Raw genomic sequence first — 10,972 nt, 5'->3', positions numbered from 1 at the left:
TGATAATGAAAAAATCAGGCTATTTACTTGCCATTGCTTGTGAAAGTGCAATCCTACGAATGTTACCCGTAGACTTAGAACGATCTGTCACTTCAATTGAGCCGTCAGATAATTTGCTTTCAGCAGAAACTAGCGCAGCCAATACCGCTTCTTTACGTTCATTTGACTTGTATTGTTGATATTGCAAGTTCAAGCGTTCAGTACTTTGAATTAAACCATCGACCATCAAACCACGTTCATCTTTAATCGCTTGTGATTTAGCAAAGTCTTTGTAATCTTGCCCTGAACCTAAATAACGAGAGACACTTTTTTCCAAGTGTTGCATCGGTGCAAGTTTGGTACTTGAATCATGACTATTGGTACCACCACCAGCAACAGGGGAGTATTGCGCTTGAATTGCTTTCAAAGAGGTAATTGCTGGAGAAGTTAAAGCATCTTTCGCCAGTTTAGCCATCACATAATCTTGACCAGCAGATGTTTTCGCAATTTTACCGTCAATTGGGGCATCAGGTAGACCAACCATGTTGTTGATCAATGCATTTTGAGCACGAGCCATCGCCGTGTCTGGCGCTGCAGTCGTGAATAAAGTTGAAGCTTGTAAACTTAGACCAGCATTTTCACCAGCAGCACCACATAGTCCAGACGCAGCCTGAGAAGTGGTACAAAACTCATTATGAGCTTGTAACATAGCTTCTTGTGCTTTGTGAGGGTTCATGTAGACACCAGGCGCAGCAACCACTTCAGAGCCAACTTTATTTAAAATTGAACTATCAGCAGATTTATTGTCTTGTTGAGCTTGTTCACGATCGCCTAAAACTTCACACGCTTTAAATGCTTGGCCATGTGCACCAAACTCAAATTGAGCTTTTTTCATTTGCTCACTTTGTTTAACAGCTTGGTACGCCGTTACAAGACTTTGTGCGTTTTTATGTGCGTTATCTGAAATACCTTGAGCAGATACAGCCTCTTGTTTCGTCAGGATCTTAATCGCTGTCGTCACATCATCTTGTTGCTTTTTAATGCCCAAAGATAAGTTTGTGTCCAACGCACGTAACGCAGCGCTTTCCACCGCATCAGCCTGTTGAATAAGCATATTCAAGGTATTTACTGCCATCGGGTTGCCCACGGAAGCACAGTAATAAGCAGATGCAGAACCGCTAATGATGGCGAGGGTTAAACCGAGTGCACTAATTCTTGAACGAGAGCCGTGCGCTTGTGGCGCTTTCATAACTTTACGTGATGTTCTTTTCGGAGTACGCATTATTTAGTCTCCTTAAAATTGAGGCATAGTTTGTGAAAGCTTAACTTTCACTGACTGGCCGTATTTCGTTTTCACATCATCTTTTATCGGCTGAGATTTCGCTAAAAGTAATGCAGACAATAAACCTTCTTCACGCAAACTTTGCTTGTAAGTTTGAAGATCTAAATAAACAGAAACGCCGTTAATGATATTGGCTTCTTTAAGTAGACCGCGTGGATCTTGCATCGCCATCGCCATTTGCCATTTTTTAGCTTCAGGACCACCGTAGTAACGTGCGATTGTTTGGTCGATCAAATCGTTGGCAGACACCATTTTGCCGTCAATATCTTTGAATGATTTTGTATTTTGCGCGTCAATAACCGCCAAGCTATACGCTGGCATAGCAAGTAAAGCTGTTTTTTGGTTGGTTGCTTGCAAATAATCTCGACCAGCTGGAGTACGTGCCGTTGCATTAGACAATGATTTATCTGGTGTACCTAAAATGTTTTCACGCACGTAATGTCTTGCAAGAGCTTCTTTTGAGCCAGGTGCAACAGACTTAAACAGTAGGGAAGCATTGGTATCGCCACCCGGTAATTTAGACAACGTACATTGACCAGCTTGTGCTTCAGCAACCGTACAGAATTCAGCTTTATGCACGTTTAGGCGTTGATTAATCACTTCCTGTTGAGAGCCAACTAATTTACCGCCGACTTGAGAAGTTTGAGTCGCCATATCAGCTGCTTGATCAATCACTTGACCAGATGCACTCGACATATTTGTATTTTCAGCCAAAACCTCACAAGACTTAAAGCCTTGACCAGTATTGGCACCATAAGCAAATTGTGCTTTTTTCATGGTATCTGACTGTAAAAGCGCTTGAATACCAGAGGCAATAGTTTGGGTATTTTTAGTTGTCGCATCGGTAATTTGGTTAGCAGCTTGCGCCTTTTGCTTCACCGCAACTTTAAGCGCTGCAACGATGTTTTCAGTCGAATCATCTAACTTTCTACGGGTACTTTGAGATACTTGTTGAATATCATTTGCTTGGTTGCTTGCATGCTTAGGAATCTGAGAAGACATCTCGCTCATAATCGTACCCAAACCAACCGTAGCCCATTCAGCAAAAACAGGACTACTAATCACCAAAGTTGCACCTAAAATGACAGGTACAAACTTTGATTTTCCTTTAGGCTGTCTTAAAGTATTTTTACGCTTTCTCATAGTCATTACTCAAAGAATTTGGCTGAAGCATTGGAGTTTGGTGTAGTGCGTTGCATCACATTATTAGCCACCGAATAGTTAGCCAGTGATGAAAGAGTACTTCCAGCCATGTATTTATTTTGAAAATCAACGCAAGTTGATGAAGAGCATTCCATCAATCCGACTGGAACAACGTTGTTAGATGCAATTGACGAGTAGTTCAATGCAACAGTCGCTTGCTGTTCAGAAAGTCGAGAACGAGAAAAAACAAAAGCAGTATCAATGTCGCCATACTGCAGACCATTTGGAATCAAATTACAGACACCCATTTTTGCTTCTTCTACGCCACACGAGGTCGCCAAGTGAAACGCATATGGTGAGGTTGCTTCATCTGTTGAATTTGAGAAAAGTTTCCCTGAAACGTCTTGCATGTATTTAGAAACGTTAAAGTCTTTTAAGTTTCTATTGAGATCGGTTTGTTCACGTTCTTCAAGAGCCGTACAAAAAGCTGAATCAGGGAGGGCAGCATTCGTACCAGAATTTAAAATCGCTTTTTTGATCTCAATATTTTTATCGACACTTTGAATACCAGCAACGATCATTTCTGAATCACGCGTTTGGTTATCAACAATTTGATTTGCACTGACCGCTGTTTGTTGAGTAGATACACGCACAGCAGAACGTACCATCAATTGCTGAGCTTGTATTGCAAGCTCAGAAAGGATAGTGCCAAGACTAAAAGCATTGGTAAAAAGTGGTACGGATAATAGACCAACCGTTAAAGTACCCACCGCAATTGCTTTAACAGGTGAAAACTGATTAACAGTAATTCTTCTTTTACGCAGATTATTTCTATTTTTCATACCACCCCCAACTTAAGAGAAAAAGTCTTTAATTGATTGGGTGACAGAAGTAGATTCTGAACCTGAAGTTTTTGCGTTAGACGGTGTGCTAGTACTGGCTTTTTGATCAGTTGAATAAGAAACTGGAGCAGTTGAGCTACTACCATTGATTGTATAAGTATCTCCACCCTCAAAAGCACCGCTAGGCATAACTAGACCAGGATCAAGTTTACCAAGTTGACCATTCACAGCAGTACCAAGCGCACCCGATACATCAGTATATTGACCAGCTTTGTTGATTTCACCTATAACATCATTCAATGGGCCAACAAGTTCAGTACTTGCAGTTTTCATTGCGTCACACGCTTTTTTAGTCGCGTAATCGACAACCATTTGTTGCGCTGCATTGATGATTGTATCAAGTGATGGAATAGTCACAGAAAGGTCAATGATTTTACCGATGTCAGCAAAACAGCCACCTTGACTAGCTGGACTGAACATTTTGTTAATATCGATTGGACGACCCCAAACCGTCATTTGTAGATCTAAGTTGTCTTTAACGACTTTACCGATCCCATCAGTTGCACATGATTCAATATTGGTTTGAATGTTTTGAGCAGCTGCTTGTTCACCTTTTTTAACCGCCATGAAGTTGTTTTCAGCAGCAGTAGAGTTGAATGACGAATTAGAACTGGTAGACGAATAATATCCGCTATTTGAATTCGACAAAGGCGTATCACCACCAGAGCTACTTGCAATGGTCGATGATGTTGCGATGTTTAAGTTACCCATGTTTTGAGTATTACTGGTAACAGAAGCAACGGAACTTTGTTGAACTGCAATAGCACTTGAACACCCAATAACGGTAGCAACAAAAATGCTTAAAGCACTTTTAGTTTTAAAAGCTGGCTTAACATTTTGTAGATTAGGGTTAGTCCTTAAAGTCTTGCCCCGAACTTGTTGTAGCCTTTTAGCTTTCTTGTGATTGTTACGCATATCTAGCCCTTTAAAAGAGTTATGATTAATGTTTTTTAGAAGCAAGTTCGCAAAGCACTACAACATCTTTTACTACAGCTTCACTACTTAAATATAAGGTAGCTATAAGGTGTTTTAACTCATATATCCTTTTAGCGAACTTATATATAGAATCATAATACCATTCTTCACCATATTGTAGTATATACTTCTCATTGGTTAAACATAGTTTTATGAATTCTTTTAAAATAGGACGCTTAAAAATAATAGCTGTCGTAATATATATAAACTGAGTACTAACCAAACACATTAAAGTATTAATTAGCTCTACTTCCTCTTTTAAGCATTCCTGTAAAACCGATGGCTTTAGGGTTTTAGAAAAACCTTCCTCAGTCACAATATCTTTTAAAAAACCTGAATCCGAGTACTTATTTTTCAGAAAATTACTTAATTCATGCACGTTCTTTAAGTAAATATTGATCTGATCTTTAGACGCAGTTTTGAAATGTTCCTCTACACGTTTTGGATCGTTTAACGTGATGTCGAGCATTTCAGATTCATTATTTTTTTGATTTAAAAGAACAAAAGCGGTAAAGCTGGTAACTTTGCGTGTTTCGCCAAGATAGCCACTACTGCAAGCATTCAAAAAAACAAGGCAATGCTGTTCAGTAAGATACAAGCCGTATTCTTTTGGTGTACCTGATTCAAAGAAATTGAGTGAACGCTTATCAAAATGAAAAGTGTTCTCTAAGGTCTGACAAAAGTAGTTAATAGAGTGTACAAAAGCTTCTGGTACAAAGGTTGTAGGCTCTTGAGACAATGCTATGTTTTGGCTTTCTATGCTCATTCCCACAATTTAGTCCTCTTTGAGAGGTAGGGCGTAATAGCCCATTTGACTTAAAACACGTAAAGGAATATCAAAGTTAAGACTTTGCGTTAGACCAGATTTAGGGTTAAAGGTTTTAGCTGAAGCTATAAACAAAGTATGCTCATTAATAAACACTTGAATGCTATTCGTGACCTTTTGTTCATCAAGTATGACGCCACATACAATATCTAATTTCACATCAAACGTATAAGCATCCATTTGAACGTCTATTGATTCCCAATCGATCGTCATGAACAAGTTTTGGTTTTCAAATTCCAAATTACCTTCTTCAAGAACTTTATTGATTAATCCCTTTTCTAATAATCCCAAGTAAAACGCATGTAAAGGCGTTGCATCTGCAAAACCATGAGGATTAAACGGCGTTCTTGTCGGTTCAGTGATTTTAGTTTGAATCATGTTTAACTCCATTAAAGGGTATTTAGATTCTATCTTAAAACACCCTAAATGTTTTTATTTAAAATTAATTAAAACCCATTACTATAAGTTGAAGCGCTTTCTTTAGTTTTAACGTTTTCAAGATTGCTTTGCGTAATAGTATCTTTGTAATGCTGACTAAACGTATTTTTACCCGTTTCGTTTATGTTCTTAAGCTCATTTTTAATGACCTTAAGATAGTCTTGATATTTCGGTGACTGTTCTACATAAACTTCGGTCGCTGCAATTGAGAACATGTTCTTATCATTGGTTGCGATCGGAAATAGGGCAGTATAGGAAGCATCTTGCTTGAGCTGGTCCACAGTTGTTTGTTGCTCAATGATCTTCGCCTGATAGTCCAACAATGTTTTATTGATGTTTTCATGACTATGGATAACGAAATTCAACTGTCTGTCATTCGGACGTTCAAGGGTAAACGGCTGATCGATACCAGAGAGCTTATTGCAGATCTCCATATTGTATCGGTAGGCTTCAAACGAGTCTGAAAAGTGATTAAAGTCTTTTCGCAGAGCGTTATTGTTTTCTAAGTCTTGCTGAAAGTCTTGAAAGCATTGCAATACATATTCATCTTCATTTTTCTCAACGAATAATTGAGCGATGTTGGAGCACTGGTGCCGTTCGCAGAGATCCGCAAGCTTTTGAATGCTTTTAACCTCATTTTTCTTTTCTAAGATATTGCGTAAATGTAGCTGAGTTGCCCGATACTCTTGCATCAACATATTGTGATGCTCGACAAATAGCTCATAATCGCTTTTAAGGTACGGACTGGCACCTTCAATCTCACGCTCTACCTTTTCATGCTTAGAGTTGATTTGAACACGCTCTCGCGTGGTATTCACTGTATTTTGACCAAAACCACCTAAGATTTTATCAAAAGTAATCATCGCATCGATGTCGCCAATTACGTTTTTATAGAGATCCATGATTAACGCCCCAATGTTTGATTATTGTCATGATCGTTTCTACGTGCGAGTTCTAAATCTATATGCTTATCAAGGTCACTCAAAAATTGAGATGTCGTATTTTTCTCAAGCTTTACTTGGTCTAAGTAGTTTTTAGTATTGAAATTCAAACCATCTTGGAGCGCTTCTAAGCGTAGGCCAGTTTTATCAAAATCAGCCTCAAGGATCTGATTCACTTCTTTGATTTTGTCCATGTCTTGCTGTTCTAGACGGTGTAACTTCACATCTTCATGAATCGCAGCGATATAGTGATCAGTTAAGATCTCTTGCTTTAAGTGCTGAAGCGCAATTTCCACGTTTCCTGTTTCAGCAATCACGGCGTTGAAGCTGTCAAAGATTTGACCTGTTTCAGCCGAGTTTCTAAATTCAACAATACGAGGCTCAACACTATTAAGGTTAACAAACTTGGCATCACCATACGCAGTAGGTAGTACTAGATGATCATCCATACATTCAAAAAGTTGCTTATATTCAGCATTCATAAGATTTGATGCTGCTTGAAGCTTTAAATCTTGTTGTAACGTGTCTAGGCGTTGGTTGAGATGTAGAAAGCTTTGAACATACATCTCGTTTTGAGAGTTTTCAGGCGCAACAACGGTTGAGGCCATACCTTTAACAACATTTTTCAGTTGCGTATTTTGAATCTGATCAGCAATTTGATTAAGCGCGTTAATGTGATCGGCTTTCACAAGGTTATTGTTTTTCAGTTGTTCAATAAATTGATTTTGTTCAATCACTTTTTCACTTTCCTTTTCGCTGAATAACGAATCTTTAATTTGTTGTTTCACCTGGTCCAAGTTAGAGAAGAGGTGAAGTACTTCTTGTTCATTGCTGTTATTGACTGCATTTAGCAATGTAACAAACACATCATGGCTGATTAGTTGTTGCTGATTATTTTCCGCATTCTGAAATTCAGCAATTTGGCTACGGCTAATGACTTCAACACCAACATCATTGATATAGCTTGCACCAATCGGGGAGAGTTGATTATCTGGAGCTTTTACGGCGTAGTACTCGCCTGATTTGCCATCATCTTTGGCGCATAGACCAATATATGTATTGCCATCTTGCGTAATGATTTTTGAACCGATGCTATTGAGTGCAGCAGAGGGTTGTAATGTACTCAAGGTTTGAATCAATTCTTTTTCGCGATTTTGATGAATTGCATTACTTACTGCCTGGTAAACTTCAGGATCTAAATAAGTCACCTGATTGGCAGATTCTTCATTGAGCGCCGTGACAGTATTCCACTCTAAAATATCTTTACGCGGTATCGTTGTAATACCGGCATTAATAATATCTTCCGTGGTAATTTGACGATCAAGGTTAGTAATGGCCACGGCGTTGTATTCGGGTGCAATTGATTTATGACCTTCCGAATCTGAAGTCAGTACCACGAATTGACCGTAATCCGTTTTCACCATGGCGCCTACAACACTGAGTTTGCCTTCCAAAATCATTTTTGAAAGTTCAAGTTCACGTTCGGCAGATCTGGCGTAAGTATTAGTCTGTTCTGCAGTATTGTTGATGGTATCGGCTTTGAGCTTGTCTAAGTATTCGCTTGAAAATTTACCAAGCGCATTTAACTCGTCTATCGGCTCGACAGACTCCAGCTCATACAGTGGAACGGTAGAGGATTCATTCACGATGTCTTTAAAATAAAGCACATCTTTTTCAGTGATATTTTCGAGATTTTCAATCACCGAAAGAGGCACAACGATCGCACGTTTATCCAGATTATCGGAAGCTATATCCAAAACAACCATATTGGTTTGGGTTGTTTCATCTTCATAAACCATACCGACAAACTGTTCAATTTCAGCATAAGAAATATTGTTGTGACGGTCATTAAAGAATGCTTCTAAGTCAGAATCATGATCAACATAAATACTGTCATAAGGGTTCATTGGTTTACCGTCATTGTTTTGGTCTTGGCTTTGCGGTGCTGATTGAGTTGCCGACTGTTCTGCAGTATTGCCTTTAAACTTACCCAAAAGGTTTGAAAGTTTAGATTTGGCTTTCTTTACTTGATCCGAAATCATTTGACCTGATTGATAGGCACGTTGAATAAACTGATCTTTGTATGAAGCTTTGGCTTCTTCAGTCATTTGTTCTGGATCTTGCCCTAATGGATATTCGGCACCAAGGAACATACGTGCTTGTTCTAAGTACTGAGAACAAATGGGTTCAAAAAAGCGACCTTCAAACTCATGGATCTTTTCAGACTTAATGCCTTCGTGCAGTTCTTCAATTGAGAGAAACGTTACTTTGTCTTCAATCGTTTCTAAATAGAACGGCGTAATCGGGGTAGGTGCATCGCTACCTTCCACTTGAGGCGGTAAATCTGCTTCTTTAACTAGTTTGATAAATGGGGTAGAGGATTCAATACCTTCGACAGAATCCTTACCGACTACATCAATCACGATGTATTGTTCACCGTCAATGGCATAGACTTTACCGACATTTAGATCGAATTCTTCTAAGGTAACGCCGTCACGGTCTTTATTCAGTTGAGTGGTATATGGATCGTTTAAAAGAGGCAACATTTGCTCTTTTGAGATCGGTTTTAAAATATCGGCATTCTTACCAGGTTCAGTCAATTTTGATTTATCGGCTGTATTGGCAAGCTGTTCGGGTTGTTGTGCGTCTGGATGGTTACTTTTAACGGTAACATCAGGATTGATTGGTTTATCCCAAATGTTTTTCAGGTTATCAAGGCTTTTGTTCTTGTTGAACATGGCCATAATCGCTGCAATGATCAACTTGATTGTTTTCTTAACCAGTTCAATCATGACTGCAATCATTTTTGCACTGAGCGCAGCGAGTTCATCAGCGACCGTTCGTGGATGGCCGTGGCTATTTTCACGCGCTAAAGGAGGACGTTCGTTACCTTCCTCATTTCGCATATCCTTAAAGCTTTTAGAGGCAACGCTACTTGCAGCCAAACTTGCTTTGTCTTGTGGACCACCAGCAATGTTTAATGTGCTCTTTGGTGTACCTTTTGGTGCATTCGGATCAGCTGATTCAACATCTTCCTTTACTGTCTCTTTAGTCTTCTGATTTTCTTTATGTTCTTTCAAAAGTAGAGCAGCTTGTAACTGGTCGCTATGTTCACGGGTTTCTAATAACTGAATTACTTCCTTGGTTAACGTGTCCGTATTGAATTCAAGATAGTGAATCTCAAGTTGTTCAAGTCGAGCAGCTGTATGGTCGCTATTCACACGCCATTGATCCATGACGATAGATTTTGGCACTAAGCCAAGTTCTTCAGCTTCAATCCCACGAATTAAGCAAAAGTCACGCACTTGGCGCATCAATGCGTTAATTTGGTTTTTATCGGTTAATTCACCTGAAAAATAGGTATTCGGTGCACCCGTAACTTCGTTGTAGATCTGCTGTTTTGCTTCACGCACGACTTGGTTTTGGTTAATCAAGCCTTCAATCGCGAATTGACGATTACTCAGGAAGTTGAGGGCATTTTCTTTAGTTGCACCCTTCAGGCTTAAACCATAGTAGGGCTGAGTGATAAAAGATTTTGTCTCAAAGTTAAATAGGGTTTTTTCAGCCACTTGAACGGCTTCAAATGGATTTTCTTCTTTGGAAAGGAGGAAATCAGGATCATTGTCTGATAGAAATAATTTAGAGTCTGCAGTTGTATAAACACGGTCTTCAACTGGCAATGAACTGTTATTTTCAGCAATATTACCTAATCCTTGGTCCAGTGCGTTTTTAGTCTGGATTTTATTCAGATCCGCAATAAACTTAAGATCATCATCATTCTGCAGATCAAGCCCGATGTCTGCAAAGAATTCTAATTGACTGGCTGGATCTCTTTGCTCAAGTGCATCAAATACTTTACCAATCAGAACAGGATCAAGTTCAGCTAAATCATTGACAGTGACAGCGGAAAGATCAAAAGTGTTTTCAGGAATGATGGACTGTTCATTCTCGTAGTTCGGGTAGCTACTACGCTCATAATCACCTTCATCAAAAAACATCGGTTCATCATCGTTCAACCGAGTATCTTCAAGAGGGGGAGCGTAATCATAATCTGGGTGCCCAGGAGGTACAGAGTTACCGCCCATAGGCTGATCATATTGTTCATACTGATCATACTGATTATTTTGATACCCATCATCTTGCATGACTGGCGGTTCTTCCATTAATGGAGGTTCAGATAGGGGATCATTGGGATATGGTTCAGACTGGTATTGTTGCGATTGATCTTGTGCAACATTGTTTTGTTGTGGCGTAGGCTGGATGGATTGAAATTCCACGCCGTCCAAACTTAAATCATCCCACTGTTCCAGGCCCTCATTGAAAGTTAATGATTGGCCGTCTTGCAGTTGATCAAGTGTTTGCTCGTCAAAATTATCTTGTTTAGGGCTTTGGTCCATATTTGATCCTTATGACAGGTGGCCTTCCT

At 39.3% G+C, this 10,972-nt stretch carries 8 protein-coding genes; all 8 read right to left on the bottom strand.

Annotated elements, in window-relative coordinates:
* Positions 1–19: 19 nt before the first annotated feature.
* Positions 20–1,261 (bottom strand): hypothetical protein, encoded by a 1,242-nt coding sequence (locus ACNPNW_RS00100; RefSeq protein WP_044108753.1) that lies wholly within the window; start codon positions 1,259–1,261, stop codon positions 20–22.
* 12 nt (positions 1,262–1,273) lie between these two features.
* Positions 1,274–2,464 (bottom strand): hypothetical protein, encoded by a 1,191-nt coding sequence (locus ACNPNW_RS00095; protein ID WP_005028684.1) that lies wholly within the window; start codon positions 2,462–2,464, stop codon positions 1,274–1,276.
* 5 nt (positions 2,465–2,469) lie between these two features.
* Positions 2,470–3,306 (bottom strand): hypothetical protein, encoded by an 837-nt coding sequence (locus ACNPNW_RS00090; RefSeq protein WP_005028686.1) that lies wholly within the window; start codon positions 3,304–3,306, stop codon positions 2,470–2,472.
* Positions 3,307–3,318: 12 nt separating this feature from the next.
* Positions 3,319–4,281, bottom strand: a complete 963-nt coding sequence (locus ACNPNW_RS00085; RefSeq protein ID WP_044108754.1) for a hypothetical protein — start codon at positions 4,279–4,281, stop codon at positions 3,319–3,321.
* 25 nt (positions 4,282–4,306) lie between these two features.
* On the bottom strand, positions 4,307–5,107 hold the full coding sequence (locus tag ACNPNW_RS00080) for a hypothetical protein (RefSeq protein WP_227555118.1): 801 nt from the start codon (positions 5,105–5,107) through the stop codon (positions 4,307–4,309).
* A 9-nt stretch (positions 5,108–5,116) separates the two neighbouring features.
* Positions 5,117–5,545, bottom strand: a complete 429-nt coding sequence (locus tag ACNPNW_RS00075; protein ID WP_044108757.1) for a hypothetical protein — start codon at positions 5,543–5,545, stop codon at positions 5,117–5,119.
* 68 nt (positions 5,546–5,613) lie between these two features.
* The gene (locus ACNPNW_RS00070; protein WP_044108758.1) at positions 5,614–6,507 is read right to left on the bottom strand and encodes a hypothetical protein; all 894 of its coding nucleotides are present in this window, start codon (positions 6,505–6,507) and stop codon (positions 5,614–5,616) included.
* Positions 6,508–6,509: 2 nt separating this feature from the next.
* Entirely contained in the window at positions 6,510–10,943 is a 4,434-nt protein-coding gene (locus tag ACNPNW_RS00065; protein WP_448766372.1) for a hypothetical protein, read from the bottom strand.
* Positions 10,944–10,972 lie beyond the last annotated feature (29 nt).

The organism is Acinetobacter endophylla (genome assembly GCF_053543775.1).
Note: the sequence above shows the minus strand (reverse complement) of the source record. Positions and strands in the feature narration are given on the sequence as shown.

Bases quoted from the DNA above. Each gene is read 5' to 3' on its own strand.
- ACNPNW_RS00100 (WP_044108753.1), bottom strand. From the start codon at position 1,261: ATGCGTACTCCGAAAAGAACATCACGTAAAGTTATGAAAGCGCCACAA.
- ACNPNW_RS00095 (WP_005028684.1), bottom strand. From the start codon at position 2,464: ATGAGAAAGCGTAAAAATACTTTAAGACAGCCTAAAGGAAAATCAAAG.
- ACNPNW_RS00090 (WP_005028686.1), bottom strand. From the start codon at position 3,306: ATGAAAAATAGAAATAATCTGCGTAAAAGAAGAATTACTGTTAATCAG.
- ACNPNW_RS00085 (WP_044108754.1), bottom strand. From the start codon at position 4,281: ATGCGTAACAATCACAAGAAAGCTAAAAGGCTACAACAAGTTCGGGGC.
- ACNPNW_RS00080 (WP_227555118.1), bottom strand. From the start codon at position 5,107: ATGAGCATAGAAAGCCAAAACATAGCATTGTCTCAAGAGCCTACAACC.
- ACNPNW_RS00075 (WP_044108757.1), bottom strand. From the start codon at position 5,545: ATGATTCAAACTAAAATCACTGAACCGACAAGAACGCCGTTTAATCCT.
- ACNPNW_RS00070 (WP_044108758.1), bottom strand. From the start codon at position 6,507: ATGGATCTCTATAAAAACGTAATTGGCGACATCGATGCGATGATTACT.
- ACNPNW_RS00065 (WP_448766372.1), bottom strand. From the start codon at position 10,943: ATGGACCAAAGCCCTAAACAAGATAATTTTGACGAGCAAACACTTGAT.